Source organism: Gilvimarinus chinensis DSM 19667, from assembly GCF_000377745.1.
Lineage (GTDB): Bacteria > Pseudomonadota > Gammaproteobacteria > Pseudomonadales > Cellvibrionaceae > Gilvimarinus > Gilvimarinus chinensis.
Genome location: NZ_KB898709.1, coordinates 49094 through 68760 on the forward strand (window position 1 = coordinate 49094; position 19667 = coordinate 68760).

Below are 19667 nucleotides of genomic sequence, written 5' to 3' on the forward strand. Positions count from 1 at the left end.
CCCACGCTTAAGGACTAAGGCCCTATGGACAATCACACCACGCAGTTTCTTATCGTCTCCGACCGCCCCAACGGCAATCTGATGCCGCTGACCGATTCGCGTCTCAAGCCGGACGAAATTGTGCTGCTCACACCTCCGATCCCCCACCTGGCAGACCACCAGCAATGGTTGATGCAGGTGTGCCAACCTATGGGCATTCACTGCACGCCGGTGACGATAGCGGAACCGTGGAATATTGATCAGCTGCGACACACTCTGGAACAACTGGTAGAGGCAAGGCTCGCACAGGGCCAAACCCTGCTACTGAACAACACCGGCGGCAACGGCCCCATCAGCATCATTGCGCACGAGGTTTTCTTCTATCGCAATTTGCCCGCCTTTTATGTGTATAACGACCACCTGCACTGGCTGTGCAACCCCGACGCCCGCATGGGCTTCGACCTGGAAGACAAAATCAAGCTGCCCGCTTTTTTGCAAAGCCACGGATTGCACGTCACCCACTACTGCCGCGATGGCATCGCCAAAGCGCAGCGCACCATTGCCGAGCGCTGGCTCAATAACGCCGACAGCTACAGCAAAGCCATGGGCATTCTCAACTATTACGCAGCCAGAGCCGAATCCGACTTAAGTACGCAGGTGGACGAAAACCACTTGCGCGGCAATACACCCTTCAATCAGTTACTGGACGACCTGTTACAGCACCAGTTAGTGCAACTGCACGGCAATCAGTTGAGCTTCAACAGCGAAGCAACACGCTTTTTTGCCAACGGCGGCTGGATGGAAGAGCTGGTGTTCAGCGAACTCTTAAAACTGCGCAGCGAATTTCCGAAGCTGCAAGACCTGGCGCGCAGCGTCCAGCTCAATTGGCTGGAAAGCCGACGCCAGCGTCCAGTGCGCAACGAGCTGGACGTGCTCGCCCTTTACGACAATCGCCTGCTGGCCATTGAGTGTAAAACCAGCCGCTTCGAACAGGGCAACGGCAAAAAAGTGATCTATAAACTCGGCGCCATGCTCAAGCACCTGGGCGGCCCCAGCGCCCGCGGCTTAATCGTCAGCTTTCACCCTATTAAAGACATACACTGCGAACGCGCCGAACTGTTCGACGTGCACGTATGCGAACGCAGCCAGCTGCGTAACCTGACACACTTTTTACGTACACTGCTAAAGGAGCTGCAATGAAAACCGCCCTCGCCCTTTACCACATCGACTTTGAAAAGCTGGGCACGCTTGAACCCGTGCTGGCAGAGTGTGGTTATGAGCTAACGTATATCAACGCCTGCACCACCGATCTGAAAGCCATAGAGGCGCACAACGCAGATCTATTGATCGTATTGGGCGGCCCCATTGCGGTTGATGACGGCGAGCTCTATCCGTTTGTTCACCAAGAATTAGCACTGCTTAAAGAGCGCATCGCTAACGGAAAGCCTCTGCTGGGCATTTGCCTGGGCGCGCAGTTGATCGCCAAAGCGTTGGGGGCGCAGGTATCGGCTACCGGGCGTAAAGAAATTGGTTTTGCACCGTTAACATTAACCACTTCGGGCGAAGCCTCGCCGCTGGCGCTATTGGCCAATAGCCCGGTGCTGCACTGGCACGGCGATGCCTTTGCCATACCCGAGGGCGCGCAGCACTTGGCCAGCACGGACATGTGCGCCACCCAGGCGTTTAGCTTGGGCAAAAATATTCTCGCGCTGCAATTTCACTTAGAAGCAAGCCCCACTGACATTGAGCGCTGGCTGGTCGGCCATCATTGCGAGATCACTGCGGCCGGTATAGACCCCCGCGATATTCGCAAGCAAGCACAGCAGGCCAACGCCTTACCGCAAAAAGCTCGTGCGGTGTTTAGCGCCTGGCTGAGTCAGCTGCATTAGATTCTCTTTGCAATAGCTCGCGTTTGCGCTCTACTCCCCAGCGATAGCCCGATAAACCGCCATCGCTGCGCACCACCCTATGGCAGGGAACCGCTACCGCCAGTGGGTTCGCCGCGCAGGCACTGGCGACGGCGCGAGCTGCACCGGGCTGATTAATGGCTTTCGCCAGCTCGCTGTAAGTGAGCGTTTGCCCGGGCACGGTTCGCCCTAACGCCTGCCAAACCTTGCGCTGAAAGGCCGTGCCCTGCATATCCAGTGGCAGCTTGTGACGCTTATTCGGCGACTCGATCAGACCAATGATCTGAGCGACGGTCTGCTCAAAACCGGCATCCCCACCGATAAGCTCGGCGCGAGTAAACCGACGCTGTAAATCCTGCAGCAACTCTTCAGGGTCGTCACCCAGTAAGATGGCACAAACCCCCTTAGCCGTCTGCGCTACCAACACCTGACCAAGGGAAGACTCCGCCAGGGCAAAATATATTTTCATGGTTTCTCCTTGCGCTTGATACTGGCGAGGCGTCATACCCAGCAAGGCGTAAGCCTCAGCGTAAAATCGACTGCCGGCCCCGTAGCCCGCATTGAAAATCGCCTCGGTAATGCTAGAGCCTTTGGCCAGTTGATCTCGTAACCTGTCGGCGCGCAATTGGCGGGCATACTCTGCCGGGCTCACGCCAACCACACGGCGAAACTGACGCTGCAAGTAAGCCGGACTGATGCCCTCGGCATTGGCCAATTGCGTAAGCGTTGGCATGGACTCTTCATCTTTCAGCCGTCCGCAAATCCGTACCGCTCGCGCCAGTGCACCATCAGTCGACTTTACACAATCCGGCTCACAACGGCGGCAGGGCCGAAAGCCTGCCGCACGAGCCTCTGAGCCCTCGGTGAAAAAGCGAATGTTTTTGATCAAAGGCCGACGCGCCGGGCAAGATGGACGGCAATAAATGCGGGTAGTGGTAACGCCATAAACAAACTGCCCATCAAAACTCTGGTCGCGCTCACACACAGCTCTCCAACCTAAATCGTGTTCACTCACGGGCACCGAGGCAGATAACGTCTGTTGGGGTAAAATCGTCATACCGCTATTCTGCCCGCGTGAACACAGGGCGTCATCCCGTATCTTGCGCCTAAATTTTCAGCCATTGCGCACCAAAACAGAGTTTTTTCACAAGTCAGCGCCCAGCGTTGGTGCGAGCTTGCACTTTTTTACTTGAACGCTTGTTCATTCTGCCCTACCCTCCCGTAACCGTTTACAGCTCGGCCGCATCAGATCCAGTAAACACTGAGATCACGCTCGCCAAAATCACAATAAATCCAATAAAAAGCCAATAATCCTGCTCATTTCTATTCGAGTAGAGGCATGGTTTTATCTGTGACATCTGTAACCGGTTACTAAACTGGCCTTTATTGCACAACAATACTCGAACAGCAATGACTGCCATGCCTATAAAAATGGAGACCCTGATCGATGAAAGTTAGCCATGTACTTAGCAAAAAACGTCTTGCAGCCTGCGTATCTGCCATTGCGGTGGGCGGCACTGCCCTTCCCGCACTGGCCCAGCTGGACACGCCACAACTTGAAGAAGTTGTCGTAACCGGTGTGCGCGCTGCTCAGGAAAACTCGGTAAACATCAAACGCGATGCCGACTCGGTTGTGGATGCGATTTCCGCCGAAGATATCGGTAAGCTGCCCGATGTGACGATTACCGACTCTCTGCAGCGCATCAGCGGTGTACAAATTCGCCGCTCTGCCGGTGAAGGCACTGCCCTGAACATTCGCGGCTTGCCACAAGTATTGACCACCCTGAACGGTGAGTCTTACCTGGGCGCCAACTCTCTGACTACCGTGCAGCCTAACTACAGCGACATTCCATCGCAGTTGTTCTCTGGTGCAGAGGTTGCCAAATCGCAAACCGCCAGCATGAACGCTGGAGGCATTACCGGCATTGTTGATTTACACACCTATCGCCCGTTTGATTTCGATGAAGGCTTCACCGTTTCCGGCGCCATCAACGGCACCTACGGCACGGAAACCGAAGAAACCGATCCATCTGCCAACCTGCTGCTAAACTGGAACAGCGATCGCGTAGGCGTTATGGCGGCTATCAGCCATCAGGAAGCCACCCTGGCTAACTATTACTCTGGCGTCATGGGCGATGGCGGCTGGACCGGCTTTACCAACGAGACCGATTACGGCTGGGTAAGCCCTGACAACGCTCAATTTGCCGATCGCTACACCGACGGCGGTGTCGACATTAACAATGATGGAGATCTGGATGATCGCTACTGGGCTTACGTGGGCCACACCGCCTACAACCGCGAAACCGAGCGCGAACGCACCGGTGCCAATCTGGCGGTTCAGGTTGACCTGGGTGCAGGCTTTGAGCTGGTTGCCGAAGCGCTGGTCACCGACCTTGAAGACAACGATTTCCAAGTGGGTATTGCAAACTCTGATAAATGGCAGAGCTGGAGCTGGTACGACGCGACTCAGTCTACCGACCACGGCAACGTCAACACCGTGCAGGAATACACCACCTCGGGCCGCCGCATTAAGTCTTACTCATCGGTGCAGGCGCAAACCGCCGAGTCGCAGAACTACAACCTGGAGTTAAACTACGACAACGGTGGCGACTTCACAGGCGCTTTGCGCTTGATTCACGGCGAAGCCGAACAAGAACGCCTGAACAGCTACACCGACGTCGACTTGGCCAATGGCAGCCAGTGGGGTGTTGAGTGTCAGTACTACCCCGATGGCACCGCAGGCGTTCAAGGCGATTGCGCCGATGGCCAATTGCAAACCAACCCCGGCGGTTACCTGGGCTATCCACAGCTGAGCATTGATTACAGCGGCGACAATCCAAGCTGGAGCGGCTTTGATAACAACGCCAACCTCAGCATCAACGGCGAATCAATGGGCGACGCCCGCACCATTGCCGACTACTTAGGCGATGTAAACAGCTATGCCTTGGGCGCATTTGCCAGCGAAAACAACTTCTCTCGCGAAGGCGAGCTGGACGTTGCGCGCTTTGACGGTGAATATCGCTTCGACGGTAACTTCCTGACCTCAATCGAATTTGGCGTACGCCTGAGTGAGCGCAGCGTAGACAACTTTGAGTTTGATTTGCTGTCTCCGGTGAATGGCTGCGACGTAAAATGGAAAGCAACCGATGTGGTGCTAAATGGCGGCGGCGTTGATGGCGCTTGCGTAGCTGGCGACGGTGAAAACTTCTACACCGCCGGCGTTCCCACCCCATTGGCCGACCTGAACCCTATTCAAGTGAGCGACTTTGGCAGCGTTTCGGGCATTCCCACTCTCTGGGGCGTGGACCCTCGCGCCATGGTGGACGTAGAGGCTTACCACGAAGCACTTTACCCCGGCACCTATCGCTCTATCTTCCCCGGCCGCTCTTATGAAGTTGAACTGGAAGAGTTGAGCTACTACGCCAAAGCTAACTTTGAAACCGGCATCATGAGCGGTAACTTCGGCTTGCGCGCCATTGATTCCGACCTGACCGTTCTGCAAAACCAAGTGGGTGCGGCACAAGCCTATGGCGCAGCAGCCGTAGATGCAGGGGACATCACCACCGAGCGCTCGCTGGACTACCTGCTGCCCTCGTTGAACCTGCGCTTTGACCTGAGCGACGATTTGATTTTGCGCGCGTCTTACGCTCAAACCATGGCACCTCTGGACTTGGCGCAGTGGGGCGCGGGCTTGTCACCTAACTACGTTATCGACAGCAACCCGGACAGCGACACCTACAACCAGTTTATCGTCAGCGGTGGTAACGCCGACGGTAACCCCGAGCTGGATCCATGGGAAGCGACAAACTACGACATCTCGCTCGAATACTACATGGGCGGCGCCAGCAGCTTGTCTGTGGGCTGGTTCTACATTGATGTCGAGAGCTTTATCGAAAGCGGCACCCTGCAAATGGAACTGCCTGATCAGGATGGCGTTGTTCGTCGCAGCGTGCCCATTTCCACCAGCGTTCAGGGTGACGGCGGTGTATTGAAGGGTGTTGAGCTGGCCGCAAAACTGGCCTTTGACGACTTCCTGGATGTGCCCATGCTGAGTGGTTTTGGTATCGACGCCAACTACACCTACTCGCCCAGCGAGTCAGGCAACCAAGGTATGGACGGACAAGAGTTACCCTTCCAGGACAACTCAGAAGACGTGGTCAACCTGGTCGGTTGGTATGAAAACGGACCTCTGCAAGCGCGTATCGCCTACAACTACCGCAGTGAGCGCGTGGTTGGCTTTAACCAAACCTGGGGCGAAGGTACCTTGTGGCAAGAACCTACCGCTTATGTGGATGCGTCTGTTAGCTACGATATTAACGACTATGTCAGCGTGTTCTTGAACGCGTCTAACATCACTGAAGAGAAAGAGACTTACTACCTGGAGTACGAAGACCAGTTCGCCTGGCAGTACGAGTACGAAGCTCGTTACACCATGGGCGTAAGAGCCACTTTCTAAGTTCTGTTCGGGGCACCTTGTGCCCCTCCTCACTGTCGTGGAGTTAGGGTTTTATAACCCATGCTCTCCTGTTTGGCGCTCGGGCAACCGAGCGCCTTTTTTCTATCTCTACTTTCCCGGGCAACACAAAACGCCCAAATAAACCTGAAAAGTTTTGTCACAGGATTTTTCTCGCCACAACCATCAGGTAAGATGCCAATATCGATCAAGGAGATACAAGTGCCGGTGACTGCTTACGATTGGATTAATATAGGCGCAGCCATTTGGCTGTTTGCAGCCTGGATTGGTTACGCCCGCTTTGCCCGCCACCGGGCCCGCACCGACCATTGCCTGGCCTCTGTTCTGCACATCTACCGCAAAAGCTGGATGATAGAAATGCTCGGGCGGCAAAACCGCATTGCCGATACCGCACTCATTGCCAGCTTAGAGCGTAACGTTTCGTTTTTAGCCTCCACCGCCATTCTAATTATTGCCGGTTTGATCACCATCATGGCCTCCATTGATAAGGTGTACCTCACCATCAGCGCCTTGCCGTTTGCCAACGAGTCTATGTCTGCCCGGCAGCTGCAACTCAAAGTAATTTTGCTGCTGCTTATTTATGTGTACGCGTTTTTCACTCTCACCTGGGCCATGCGTCAGTATGGTTTCTGCGCCATTCTATTTGGCGCGGCCCCAGCTCACGACGCACCAATCGATGAAGAAGACCGACGTCGCTACGCCATCAGCACCGCAAAAATTATTGACCAAGCCGGCCACAGCTATAACTACGGTCTGCGTGCTTACTATTTTTCACTCGCGGTATTGCCCTGGTTTTTTAACACCTGGCTGTTTATTTCGGCAGTGGCGATAGTGGTTGGTGTATTGTATCGGCGGGAATTTCGCAGCTCGACGCTGCAAGCGCTGCTGCGGGAAATTAAACAGCGCGAGACGACGGACGCTTGACTTAAAAAGTCACAATGCGTGTAAAATTTCGCACACGTTAACGCACTGTTATTCTATAAATACAGCCCCAATTAGCCTAGTGCCGACAAGCCTTAACTATTTGCACCAGTCGGCCAATACGCTCATTGCTTAACTGCCGATAATCTAAATAAGGCGAGACAATCAAACGCTGAGACTTATTTACCGCAAAATAGGCGTCCTGCCATTCGAGGCCTGGCACGTTAAGTTCAGCGGCATAGGTTTTACCGGCCACAATGTGAATTCGCGCATTGTCCGCTTGAGGTGGAGGTGAACTAAACAGCAGCGCCGTTTTACTGTCAGCTTGCAGCAAATAGTGATCGCGGTAATCCTGCCAGCGCTCGGGCCAGCCGGGCTCCGGACCTAACTGATAGATAAACTTTGCGTACACACTGAAGAGCTTGCGCCAGTGATTACTGGAGTTGGCAACAATGTGCTCAAGCTCGCCGGGCGCGAGTGGCGCAAGGTTGTTCAGCTGCGGGTAATGATCTAACGCAGGGCGATTTGCGATACAAAAGGCGATGCGATAATTCACATCGCCCAAACCCACAGGCGTTACCAAGGCAACTGCTGGCCGTTGGAATGCCAGAAAGTGCCGGTATTACCCAAGTTAAGCTCATCTATACGTGCTACCAAACGCTCGCCGGCTTCGTCTGGTGTTAAGTCACCATGGCCACCGATCATTTCAGTACCCACCAGCCCCGGATGCAGAATCGCCACGGCAATGCCGCGCTCTTTCAGGTCACACGCCAAGGACATACCCGCAGCGTTTAACGCGGCCTTAGACATACGGTAACCATAGCGCCCGCCACTGGTGTTATCAGCAATAGACCCCATGCGACTGGTAATTAACGCAATTTTAGCGTCGCTACTCAGTTGCGCCATCAAGGCTTCAGTGACTCGCAGCGGTGCCAGGGCATTCACTTCGAACTGATCGCGTATGGTTTTAATATCCAGCTGCCCCAAACGCTCATCGCGCAAAATGCCAGCGTTGTTGATCAGTAGATCAATGGTGACGCCTTCAAGAGCTTTGACCAGCGTTTTCAAGCCTTCGTCCGTTCCTACATCGACACCGTCCATAATGCGGGCACCCGAGCCTTCCAGCTCAGGGGAGGCGCTGCGACAGGCGGCATACACAGTGTAGCCGCGCTGTAAATACAGCTTGGTAAACGATAAACCTATACCTCGGTTGGCTCCGGTGATCACTACAGTCTTCGACATATTTACCTCATCAATGCGTTACAGTTGTTAAACTTCGTTACTTTAACACAGCCCTTAGGAGCGATTATGACTACGCTAGTAATCGGTGCGGCCGGACAAATCGGTCGTATGATTATCAAGAAAATGCACGCCGCAGGACAGCCAGTTGTCGCCATGCTCAGAAAGCCCGATTCCGAGCTGGAAGCCTTGGGCGTCGACATTCGCCTTGCCGACCTAGAGGAAGATTTTAGCCAGGCCTTAGCGGGCTGCGACAAAGTCATTTTTACCGCAGGCTCGGGCGCTAAAACCGGCGCAGATAAAACCATTCTGGTGGATATGTGGGGCGCGATAAAAACAGTGGATGCCGCGCGGCAATTTGAAGTAAAACAGTTTGTGATGGTCAGCTCGCGCGGCGCCGAAGACCCGGACAATGGTCCATCGGCCATTAAACACTATTCGGTATGCAAAAAAATGGCGGACGATTACTTGCTCGCCAGCGGTTTAAGCTACACCATTTTACGCCCAGGCCGATTACTGAATGAGCCCGCCACCGGCGGCGTCAGTACCGTCATGCCCACCGATAAAGAAGCCCAGGTTATTACCCGCGAAGATGTCGCGGACGCCTGCATCCACTGTCTGAAAACCTCGGACACAATCAATAAAATATACCCGTTAGTAAACGGCAATAGTTCTTTAAGCAACGCTCTTTCTTAAGCTAACACCGGATACGGACGAGCCTTCGCGCCCGTATCCGGTTTTGTGCTAGATCAACGGACTGAACAGGTGGGTAATATTTTCAAAAAAACGCGATACAACACTGCGCTGACGCCAGGACTCGGCGCTCACTCTATCGGCATCAGCGCGATAGGCATCCAGCAGGCGCGATAATTCGCAGGCTGTTTCCTGGTGGTAGATAATCATGGTCATTTCGAAGTTAAGCCACAGTGAGCGCAAATCCATGTTCACCGTGCCAAAAAAGGCTAAGCGTTGGTCCACTACAATGGCTTTAGTATGTAACAGCCCCGCACGATAAGTGTAAATCTCCACGCCCGATGTCAACAAACCATCAAAGTAAGAATGACTGGCGTGTCGCACCAGGAATGAATCCACCTTTTCGGGCACCACCAAGCGAACGGTAACGCCGCGTCTGGCTGCAATACGAAGCGCCTGCTCAAGCGCTTCGCCAGGCACAAAATACGGCGTGACGATATCGACGGACTGTTCTGCCGAGTAAATAGCCTGCAACAGCGCACTAAGAATACTTTCTTTCGCCGCATCCGGGCCCGATGGAGCCAATTGCACCAGTGCCGGAGTTGGGTCGGCGGCCAATTTTTCTTGCAGCAGCGGTAAGTCTTCACCGGTTTCTATATTCCAGTACCAGCGAAATACGGAATCAAAAACCGTCACAGCCGGGCCTTCGATACGCGCCATCATATCCACCCACTGACCGACGCCAGAATCCACCTTAAAGTAAGCAGGATCAACCAAGTTAAAACTGCCCATGTAAGCAACACGGTTATCAACAACGACCGTTTTACGGTGGTTACGCAGGTCATAGCGGGCAAGCTGCCAGGGCGTCATGTTGATGGGGCACGCCTTAACCATAATCACACCTACGTCCTTTAAACGCTGGCATTCTTTGGTGGAGAAAAAAGGCGAGCTGCCCACAGCGTCCAGCATCAAACGACATTCAACGCCTTTTGCCGCCACGGTTTCCAGCGCTTCAATAATGCGGTTAACAAGGCCACCCGCCTGACAAATATAAAACTCTAGATGGCAAAACGACTGTGCACTGAGAATGTCTTTCTCCAGCGCATCAATAATGACGTTCGTTTCGCCCAGAAATGTCAGCTGGTTGCCGCCTACTGGCGGTATACCTGAGGTGCGGTATTCCAGGCGCGATAAGGCTCGGCTGGCGGGGTGGTAATCCCCCCAGTCAATCACCGCTTCATTTTGTTGTCGGGTGTGTAAGTAGGCCTGACGCAAGCGCACGCTGCGCTGTGAACGTTTAACACCCAGAAAGCGCTCGCCGAACAGAAGGTAAAGCCCCACGCCCACGTAGGGCAGCAGTACAAGCACCAGCAGCCACGCCAAGGATACGCCCACCGGCAGGCGTTTCATGATCACACGAACAGAAAACGTAATGACCAGCAGCAAGTGCCCCCAGATTAGCAATTGCTGCAATACACTGAGCACTAAAGACAAGTAAAACCTCCATGACGCCGCAGCGGCCTGCGGCAAAACCTGTTAGATAAGGTATTATACGGCCATATCCCGTCACGGATGCAATCAACCCAATTTGCGCGAATATGCGATAGGAGATCAGATGTTAAACCATACCGCCCGTGGATTACTGCTCACCGCGCTGCTCATCAGCCCACTAAGCCAGGCCGCTAACTTGCAGTTTATGGGTCGCAGTGTCGCCAGCGAAATGACGTCTGCCGAAGTCACCGAGTTTAAACAAAGCATCGCCCAGGCCCTGAATGAGGCACCGGACCTGCGAACCATTAACTGGCAGTCGCAAACCTCAGCGCGCTACGGCCGGGTAAAAATCAAATACAGCTATAAAAACAACGGGCAGGAATGTCGCAAGGCCATTTTTGATTTACGCAACGAAGAGCAGCGGCGCGACTTTTTTCATTTTGACGCCTGCAAGCAAAGCAACGGCAAGTGGGTAGTGTCGGAAACCGCCGCCACCGAATTCAGCAAGGACGATTGGAACCAGCTTAAAGCCATTTTCGTCGATACCATTGAAAACAACCGCGACGGTGAAACCGCCGAATGGGCCAGAGGCGGCAACAGCGCCAGCATCACTCCACGAACTACGCTTAAAAACGAGCATAATCACTGCCGGGTGATGGACATAACACTGCAAGATAAAGCCGGTGACACGTCTGCCGGGGTATATACTTTTTGCAAAGACGAGTACCAATGGCGCCGCCAAGCGCCGTAAGCAAATCTGTACAAGTTACAGCTGGGACTCAACCGGCATAAGCTTTAACACGCTCGCCATCGCCCGACGCCACCAGCTGGCGTCGGGTTCGGAATCGTAAGTTTCGCCGCTATAAGTGTCCCGCCAAACGATGTCGTCGTCCTGCCATGTCACCTGATAAGCAATATTCTGCAGCAGTGAATCCACGCCCTGCAACACCCTCTGAGCCAACTCTGGGGAATCGATCAAGACGCCCATTTCCGAGTTCAGCCAGGCAGAACGTGGATCAAGGTTAAATGAGCCGACAAACACCCAGCGTTTATCAATAACGAAGGTTTTAGCATGCAAGCTGGAGGACGACGAGATACTCCACGCTTTCGGGTCCACGTTGGGGCGCGCTTTTACCTCATAAACATTAACACCGGCCTGCAATAAATCATCGCGCTTTTTAGCATAACCGCTGTGCACCGCCACCACATCGGTTGCGGCCAATGCGTTTGTAATAACCGTTACGCTCACTCCCTCTTCTGCTTTGCGAGTCAGAAGCTCAGCACCTTTATCACGGGGAACAAAATAAGGAGAAATTAAATACAGCTCGCTATCGGCAGTATCAAACATATTCAGCAGGCGATTGATCACCAAGCCATCGCCTGTATCTTTTGCTTTCATTGCGGTTAAGTTCGGCGTATCAGACCACACTTGTACCGATGCCCAAGCCATAGGCAAGGTGCCGTTTTTAATTTTTTCGTCAATTTTCGTTGCAACCAAAGCATCGCTGTAAATGCTGCTCTCTAAATGAGAAAACGCAACATCTACCGAGTCACCTGCACGCAATTCATCCGAGCTACGGTTAGCTTTCGTGTTCAAAAGCTCCAGGGGATAAACCAGATCACTGTTCCAGTATTCATCAAACTGTCGAGACACCTCACCTACGGCCGGACCAAAGAGCAACGCATCCATATCACCAAAATTAACATCCTGGTTTGCCGCAAAATACTCATCCCCCACATTACGCCCACCAACAATAGTGGCGATGTTATCCGCTGTGAGTGATTTATTGTGCATACGATGATTTAAACGGCCAAAGTCAGTAGCCATCTGCCACGCCCTGCCCCCACGCCAGAAAAACGGGTTATACATACGCACATCGATATTAGGGTGTGCGTCCAAATACGTTAACGGAAAATCGTGCGGACGTTTTTCCATGTCGTCCAATAACAGACGCACCCGTACACCACGCTCTGCTGCCCGCCATAAAGCCCAAGCTAATATAGTGCCGGTATCGTCTCGATGGAACAGGTAATACTGTACATCCAGCGTATCTACCGCATTAGCAATTAGCGCCAAACGTGAAGCAAAGGCTTGTGTTCCCTCACTTAATAAATGTACCCCCGTTTCCCCTGCCTGCCCTCCACCCTGTAATCGTAATGCCTTTTCCGCAGTGACCAAGGGCCCGACCTTCGGTGTCGGTTTACTGAATTGCTTTTGCACGTGGAAGCGGTCTGGCGCGGATGCACAGCCCCACAACGCAGAATACAGAAGTGACAAACTCAACAGACGGGTAAAACCCCATAACGTGACACGCAAAGCGGTTAGCGACATGAGTAAGGTCCATTTAACATTGGTAACACTCATCAGTGTAGCAAGAACACCTGCCGCGCCATAGTTTTAGCCGCAACCCGTATTTAGCAAAGCCATCTTCGCTTATAACTAAATCACTCCCATACATTCAGCGCCAACACGAATCAGATAAAAGTCTGAACCAAAAAAAACGCCACTTAAAAGTGGCGTTTTTACCTAGAGCATCCAACAATTTTTATTCAGCAAACGGATGGCGCAACACGATAGTCTCTACACGATCAGGGCCGGTGGAAATAATATCCACAGGTGTGCCAAGAATTTCTTCTAATCGCTTAATATAGTTAATAGCGTTTTGCGGTAATTCGTCTATAGAGTGAACACCGAAAGTGGATTCACTCCAACCGGGCATCTCTTCGTAGATAGGTTGTACACGATCCCAACCATCGGCATCAAAAGGAATCGGCATGGCATTACCGTCTTGATCCTGGTAGCCGATGCAAATTTTCACAGTTTTCAGACCGTCTAAAACATCCAGCTTGGTCAGGCACATACCAGAAACAGAGTTAATACGGTTAGCGTGACGCACAGCCACCGCATCGAACCAACCGCAGCGACGCTGACGTCCGGTGGTAGCACCAAACTCATGGCCCTTTTCACCCAAATGCTGACCCACTTCGCAGTCAAGCTCGGTAGGGAATGGGCCCGAGCCCACGCGGGTGGTGTACGCTTTGGTGATGCCCAGCACATAGTCCAGATACAAAGGACCGAAACCCGAACCAGTAGCAGTACCGCCAGCGGTGGTGTTTGAGCTGGTCACATAAGGGTAAGTACCGTGGTCGATATCCAGCAGCGAACCCTGCGCACCTTCAAATAAAATGCTCTGCCCCTGCTCACGTGCGGTGTGAAGAATTTCTGTCACATCAGCAATCATGGGCTTGAGCTCTACCGCCCAGGCTTTTACTTGCTCCAGCACTTGCTCGTAGCTAACAGGGTCGGTTTTGTAGTATTCGGTCAGCGCAAAGTTGTGATACTCCATCACATCTTTTAGCTTGCCGGCAAAGCTGTTCATGTCCAGCAAATCGCCCAAACGCAAGCCGCGACGGGCCACTTTGTCTTCGTAGGCAGGGCCAATACCGCGACCAGTGGTGCCAATTTTTGCTGCGCCGCGCTTCAGCTCACGAGCCTGATCCAGCGCCACGTGATAAGGCAGAATCAGCGGGCAGGCGGGCGACAAGCGCAAACGCTCACGAACCGGCACACCGCTGTCTTCCAGTTCAGCCAGTTCAGTAAACAAAGCCTCTGGTGACAGTACTACACCATTGCCAATCAGGCAGGTAACGCCCTCACGCAACACACCTGAGGGAATCAAGTGCAGCACGGTTTTTTTGCCATCGATTACCAGGGTGTGCCCGGCATTGTGTCCGCCCTGAAAGCGCGACACCAGCGATACCTGATCGGTCAGCAGGTCGACGATTTTACCTTTACCTTCGTCACCCCACTGGGTGCCCAATACCACAACATTCTTGCCCATGGTTGGCCTTACTCTCTTTGCAATAAAAATGAATGAAAAATCTTACAGCGGCGCCAGTACGTAAGCGTCGCCGTTTTTAACCAAAGTGTGGTCGCATTCTAACGCCTGCATTTCTTCACGGCTGCTGGCGGCTACCACACGCTTACCCTGTTCACGCAACTCAGACACCGCCTGCCACTGCGCAGCTGTGCCATCATCACTGTAACCAATTAAGGCCGAGGGCTCGGCGTTCAGCAAACCCAGCTTTGAAAGAGCGGTGATGTCCACCGCAAAACCCGTAGCGGGTCGACGACGGCCAAACACTTCGCCGATGTGATCGTATCGACCACCGCTGGCAATAGGGTTGCCATAGCCGGGCGCAAAGGCCGCGAATACCATACCGGTCAGATAGTGATAACCGCGCAGCTCTCCCAAATCAAAATACAGCTCAGCCTCGGGATAGCGTGCGGCAACCACATCGGCCACCGCGGCCAGTTCGTCCACCGCATTCACCGCATCACTGGCGACAGCGGCAAACAAGGCACGGGCCTCGGTAAGAATGTTGCGGCTACCGGCCAAGCGCGGCAGAGCCAATAAGACTTTAGCGATGGTTTTGTCGGTGATGTTTGCAGCAACCCATGCCTGCATTTCTGCCACAGCTTTACGCTGTAACATGGCAAAAAAGACTTCTTTTTGCGGTGCCGGCACATCCACCTTAGCCATCAGCGCGCGGTAAACACCCACATGCCCCAAATCGATATGCAATTTGGGTAAACCCGCAGCGCGCAGTGATTCGAGCAGCAGCGATACAACTTCGCTATCCGCGGCCGTACTGGCATCACCATACAGCTCAAGCCCCGCCTGAATAGGGGTGCGAGTAGCGAGGGGGTTTTTGGGTTTGGTATGCACCACATGCCCTGTGTAACAGAGGCGGCTAGGCCCTTCGCGCTTATAGCTATGAGCATCCATACGCGCGGTTTGCGGCGTAATATCGGCGCGTATGCCAAGGGTGCGGCCGGTCAGTTGATCGGTCACTTTAAAGGTCAGTAAGTCAACATCGCGACCCAGACCTATGAGAAGAGAGTCGGTGTATTCCAGCAGAGGCGGAATCACCATTTCATAGCCCCAGCTGCGGTATAGCTCTAGCAACTTGCGGCGTAATAATTCGATGGGCCGGGCCTCGGTGGGAAGAATTTCTTCAATTCCATCGGGCAACAGCCAGCGGTCGGCATAAGTCATAGCAGACTCTGTTGGTACTCATTTGAAACGGCAGCCAAGAAACACATTGGCCTGACATAAAAAAGCCGGGCCTATGCCCGGCTGGGGGATTCTACCACCTTTGGACGGCAAATGTTGAGCGAAAAATCGCCTATTTTTGCCCGTCTATGTTCTTCAAGAAGCGGAAGAAATCGCTTTCAGGGTCTACCACCATCAGGTCTTCCTTGTTGGCGAATGATTTCTTGTACGCCGTTAAAGAACGAACAAACGCGTAAAAATCACGGTTCTGGTTGTAGGCCTCGGCAAAGGTCGCAGCAGCGGTGGCGTCGCCTTCACCGCGCACTTTTTCAGCATCGCGATAAGCGTTGGCCTCTAGCACAGCCACCTGACGATCAGCATCGGCGCGGATCACTTCCGCCTGCTCGGCACCTTTAGAGCGGTACTCACGCGCTTCTTTTTCACGATCAGCGGACATACGGTCGAACACCGACTCGCTCACATCGTCAGGCAAGTCAATACGCTTAACACGGATATCAAGCACATCAATACCCAGCAACTCATTGGCCGACTGATTTAAGCTAACGGTCAGCTCGTGCATTAACTCATCTCGCTTGCCAGACACCACTTCATGCAAGGTGCGGCTACCGATTTGGTTACGCAGCTCATCAGCCACCCGGCTCGCCAAACGACTGGCGGCTACCGCCTCATCACCACCGGTAGCTTTGTAGTACTCATCGACATTTTCGATGCGCCATTTTGCGTAGGAATCTACGATCAAACGCTTGTTTTCGATGGTGTAAAAACTCTCGGGGCGCGCATCGGTGGTCATAATACGACCGTCGAATTTGCGCAATTTGTCTGCAAATGGAATCTTTACATGCAAGCCCGGTGCTACATCAGGGTTAATCAGGCGACCAAAGCGCAAGACAACGGCACGCTCGTACTCGGACACAATATAAAGACTGTTAGCCGCAACCAGAACCACCAGAGCCAGCACCGCCACCCCAAAAAAGGATTTGTTAGACATTAGCGACCCTCCCGGTAATTACTGGTGTTGTTGGTGCGGCCCAGCTGGCGAGCCACATAATCACTAATCTGACGCAGCTGATCTTGAGTCAGGGTTGCACTGCGGTTTTGGCTCTCAGAGGCTGACATCAACTTATCCAAAGGCAAATACATCATGTTATTGCCGCCCTCTACATCTACCAGCACTTTAGAGGCAGAGCCCATCACCTCTTCCAGCGCTTCAATGTACAAGCGCTCGCGGGTCACCTCAGGGGCCTTTTCGTACTCAGCCAGCAAATTCAAGAAGCGCTCGGTCTCACCTTCCGCACGACTAGTGACTTCAGCTTTATAAGCTTCGGCTTCTTCCAGCATACGCTGAGCGCGACCACGGGCCGCCGGCACTACCGCATTGGCGTAAGCTTGGGCTTCGTTTTTCAGGCGCTCTTCATCCTCTTTCGCTTTGATCACGTCATCAAACGCCGCGCGCACCTCTTCCGGTGGACGACCTTCCTGAATATTCACATCGCGAACCAAAATGCCGGTACCGTAGCTGTCCAGATACTGCTGCAGACGCACTTCTACTTCATCGGCAATCTTACCGCGCCCTTCAGACAGCACCTGCTCTAATTCGGTAGAACCTACCACGTGGCGCAAAGCAGAGTCGGCGGCGTGACGCAGGCTGATTTCAGGGTCACGCACATTCAATACATAAGCTTTTACATCGTTAACGTTGTACTGCACGGTAATGGGCAGTTCTACGATGCTCTCGTCTTCGGTCAGCATTAAGCCGCGGCTAGGGTACTGACGCTCCTCGGTGACGTTTTCCACAAACACTTCGGTAATCAGCGGCGCATTCCAGCGCAGCCCCGGCTGCTTGATCTCTTTAAAGGCACCCAGCTGTAACACCACGGCGCGCTCTTTTTCGTCCACCTGGTAAACACCACTGAACGCATACAACAGCGCAGCAATAACGCCAGCGCCAATCAGTAACGAGCCAAAACCCTTGCCACTGTTGCCACTGCCATCGCCGCCGCCAGATTTACCGCCAAAAATGCCGCCGAGTTTCTCCTGCAGTTTTTTCAGGGCTTCGTCTAAATCTGGTGGGCCATCGTTATTGCGATTGCCCCAGGGGTCCTTACCCCCGCCTCCCGGTTCATTCCAGGCCATAGGTTAACTCCGTTGTATTTATACGTAGAGCGAGCGCCGGGCGGCGCTCGCCTGTTAATTTGCTGGCGCAATTCTAGCACTGGCTGCGAGTGCTTTACACCAAACTCAGACCTAAAAGTTGCCCGCTGCGTGATGATCCACTGGCGCCTCACCTTCCCACTTGAGCTGATCAAAGCGTAGCCCCAAACCACTGAGAATACGCATCAAATCACTGTGTGGAATACGCACAGTGGCCGTGCTACAGCCGTCTTCGCGGTAAGTCTCTTCATTGATGGCGTGCTGTTCAAACAGACGGGCACGCAATCGACCATCGGTCGGGGACAGTATCAGATCGCCTTCTACCATCTCCTCACCCACCAGCTCCGTCACCGCTTGGTAAAGTAATTCAACACCGGCACCCGTCTGAGCCGACAACCATACCGCTACAGGCGTGCCATCGTCGTCGCGGTCAATCCTTGGCTCCATATTCAGCAAATCGATCTTATTGAATACGCGCAACTGAGGCAGCTCACCCGCGCCAATTTCATCCAGAACTTCGTCCACCTGCTCGATGTAGTGCAGGCGCTCGTCGGCTGCGGCGTCTATCACGTGTAAGAGCAGGTTGGCGTTCGCCGCCTCTTCCAGGGTGGCACGGAACGCTTCGACCAACTTGTGCGGTAGATGGCTGATAAAACCTACAGTGTCAGCCAGAATAACGGCACCGATATCGTCCAGCTCCACCCGACGCATAGTGGGGTCAAGAGTGGCGAACAGCTGATCTTCAGCATACACATCTTCACCGGTAATCTGATTGAACAGGGTGGATTTGCCGGCATTGGTGTAGCCCACCAGCGACACTGTAGGTATGGATGCGCGCTGCCGCGACCGCCTGCCCTGCTCACGCTGGGTGCGCACTTTAGACAGGCGTTTTTCAATATTGGAAATACGCCCGCGCAGCAACCGGCGGTCGGTTTCAAGCTGAGTTTCACCCGGCCCACGTAAACCGATACCACCTTTTTGCCGCTCCAAGTGGGTCCATCCGCGCACCAGTCGGGTAGACATGTGGCGTAGCTGCGCCAACTCTACCTGCAACTTACCTTCAAAGGTCCGCGCGCGCTGGGCGAAAATATCCAGAATCAGACCGGTGCGATCAAGTACCCGGCATTCGAGCGCCTTTTCCAGATTGCGCTCCTGGGAGGGGCTAAGGTTGTGATTAAAAATAACAAGTTCTGCCCGGTGCTCTTCCACCAAGGCCTGCAATTCCTGCAGCTTACCCGTGCCGACAAAGTATTTAGCGTGAGGCGCATCGCGATGACCACCTACAAACGCCACCGGGTCGCCACCGGCAGACAAAACGAGTTCTTCAAATTCTCGGGGATCTTCGGGCTCTTGCCCACTGGAAAGGTCCAGATGAACCAGCACGGCCAGCTCACCTGAATCGGGTCGATCAAAAAACAATGACTTACCTCGTGGAATTACTCGCCCTGAGCATCACCACCGTCTTCGCCCTCAGCAGCAGGGTTCAGCAGTGGCACGCGAACAGCGCGCGAAGGAACCACAGTAGAAATGGCGTGTTTATAAACCATTTGACTAACAGTGTTTTTCAGCAGCACCACAAACTGGTCGAAAGACTCGACCTGGCCCTGCAGCTTAATACCATTTACCAAGTAAATGGATACCGGAACACGCTCTTTACGCAGCACATTCAAGTAAGGGTCTTGTAAGCTATGCCCTTTTGACATCTTTTTTCTCCTTTTGATAATAAAAGTACGC

17 protein-coding genes are annotated in these 19667 nt (G+C 53.5%); 6 read left to right on the forward strand and 11 right to left on the reverse strand.

Annotated elements, in window-relative coordinates:
* Positions 1-24: 24 nt before the first annotated feature.
* Positions 25-1179, forward strand: a complete 1155-nt coding sequence (locus tag D568_RS0111765) for a Card1-like endonuclease domain-containing protein (protein ID WP_020209801.1) — start codon at positions 25-27, stop codon at positions 1177-1179.
* Positions 1176-1868, forward strand: coding sequence for a glutamine amidotransferase (locus tag D568_RS0111770; protein WP_020209802.1), 693 nt, complete (start codon positions 1176-1178; stop codon positions 1866-1868). The genes D568_RS0111765 and D568_RS0111770 overlap by 4 nt, the downstream gene beginning before the upstream one ends.
* Here the strand turns inward: D568_RS0111770 and ada are convergent.
* A complete protein-coding gene (gene ada / locus D568_RS0111775) occupies positions 1840-2943 on the reverse strand; it encodes a bifunctional DNA-binding transcriptional regulator/O6-methylguanine-DNA methyltransferase Ada (protein ID WP_020209803.1) in 1104 nt (367 codons plus the stop codon). The genes D568_RS0111770 and ada overlap by 29 nt on opposite strands.
* A 390-nt stretch (positions 2944-3333) precedes the next feature.
* Between ada and D568_RS0111780 the strand changes: the two genes are divergently transcribed.
* Entirely contained in the window at positions 3334-6342 is a 3009-nt protein-coding gene (locus D568_RS0111780; RefSeq protein WP_020209804.1) for a TonB-dependent receptor, read from the forward strand.
* Positions 6343-6561: 219 nt separating this feature from the next.
* Positions 6562-7284, forward strand: a complete 723-nt coding sequence (locus D568_RS0111785; protein ID WP_020209805.1) for a DUF599 domain-containing protein — start codon at positions 6562-6564, stop codon at positions 7282-7284.
* Positions 7285-7360: 76 nt separating this feature from the next.
* Here D568_RS0111785 and D568_RS0111790 read toward each other — a convergent pair whose 3' ends face one another.
* On the reverse strand, positions 7361-7852 hold the full coding sequence (locus tag D568_RS0111790; protein WP_020209806.1) for a DUF6942 family protein: 492 nt from the start codon (positions 7850-7852) through the stop codon (positions 7361-7363).
* A gap of 5 nt (positions 7853-7857) precedes the next feature.
* A complete protein-coding gene (locus D568_RS0111795) occupies positions 7858-8523 on the reverse strand; it encodes an SDR family oxidoreductase (RefSeq protein WP_020209807.1) in 666 nt (221 codons plus the stop codon).
* 66 nt (positions 8524-8589) lie between these two features.
* Here D568_RS0111795 and D568_RS0111800 point away from each other — a divergent pair, with 66 nt between their 5' ends.
* A complete protein-coding gene (locus D568_RS0111800; RefSeq protein WP_020209808.1) occupies positions 8590-9216 on the forward strand; it encodes an SDR family oxidoreductase in 627 nt (208 codons plus the stop codon).
* Between the two features lie 48 nt (positions 9217-9264).
* Here D568_RS0111800 and cls read toward each other — a convergent pair whose 3' ends face one another.
* On the reverse strand, positions 9265-10698 hold the full coding sequence (gene cls / locus D568_RS0111805) for a cardiolipin synthase (protein WP_245551637.1): 1434 nt from the start codon (positions 10696-10698) through the stop codon (positions 9265-9267).
* A 130-nt stretch (positions 10699-10828) separates the two neighbouring features.
* Between cls and D568_RS0111810 the strand changes: the two genes are divergently transcribed.
* Positions 10829-11455: a hypothetical protein gene (locus tag D568_RS0111810; RefSeq protein ID WP_020209810.1), complete on the forward strand. Its 627-nt coding sequence runs from the start codon at positions 10829-10831 to the stop codon at positions 11453-11455.
* A 15-nt stretch (positions 11456-11470) separates the two neighbouring features.
* Here D568_RS0111810 and D568_RS0111815 read toward each other — a convergent pair whose 3' ends face one another.
* The 7 genes from D568_RS0111815 to hfq all read right to left on the reverse strand — a co-directional run bounded on the left by D568_RS0111815 (position 11471) and on the right by hfq (position 19636).
* Positions 11471-13036 (reverse strand): phospholipase D-like domain-containing protein, encoded by a 1566-nt coding sequence (locus D568_RS0111815; RefSeq protein ID WP_026287014.1) that lies wholly within the window; start codon positions 13034-13036, stop codon positions 11471-11473.
* Between the two features lie 214 nt (positions 13037-13250).
* Positions 13251-14546 carry an adenylosuccinate synthase gene (locus tag D568_RS0111820; protein ID WP_020209812.1) on the reverse strand — a complete coding sequence of 432 codons (1296 nt, stop codon included), beginning with the start codon at positions 14544-14546 and terminating at the stop codon, positions 13251-13253.
* Between the two features lie 42 nt (positions 14547-14588).
* Positions 14589-15764: an ATP phosphoribosyltransferase regulatory subunit gene (locus D568_RS0111825; RefSeq protein WP_020209813.1), complete on the reverse strand. Its 1176-nt coding sequence runs from the start codon at positions 15762-15764 to the stop codon at positions 14589-14591.
* A gap of 130 nt (positions 15765-15894) precedes the next feature.
* Positions 15895-16770: a protease modulator HflC gene (hflC, locus tag D568_RS0111830; RefSeq protein WP_020209814.1), complete on the reverse strand. Its 876-nt coding sequence runs from the start codon at positions 16768-16770 to the stop codon at positions 15895-15897.
* The gene (hflK, locus tag D568_RS0111835) at positions 16770-17915 is read right to left on the reverse strand and encodes an FtsH protease activity modulator HflK (RefSeq protein WP_020209815.1); all 1146 of its coding nucleotides are present in this window, start codon (positions 17913-17915) and stop codon (positions 16770-16772) included. The genes hflC and hflK overlap by 1 nt, the downstream gene beginning before the upstream one ends.
* A 111-nt stretch (positions 17916-18026) precedes the next feature.
* A complete protein-coding gene (gene hflX / locus D568_RS0111840; protein ID WP_020209816.1) occupies positions 18027-19352 on the reverse strand; it encodes a ribosome rescue GTPase HflX in 1326 nt (441 codons plus the stop codon).
* Positions 19353-19369: 17 nt separating this feature from the next.
* Positions 19370-19636, reverse strand: coding sequence for an RNA chaperone Hfq (gene hfq, locus D568_RS0111845; protein WP_020209817.1), 267 nt, complete (start codon positions 19634-19636; stop codon positions 19370-19372).
* Positions 19637-19667 lie beyond the last annotated feature (31 nt).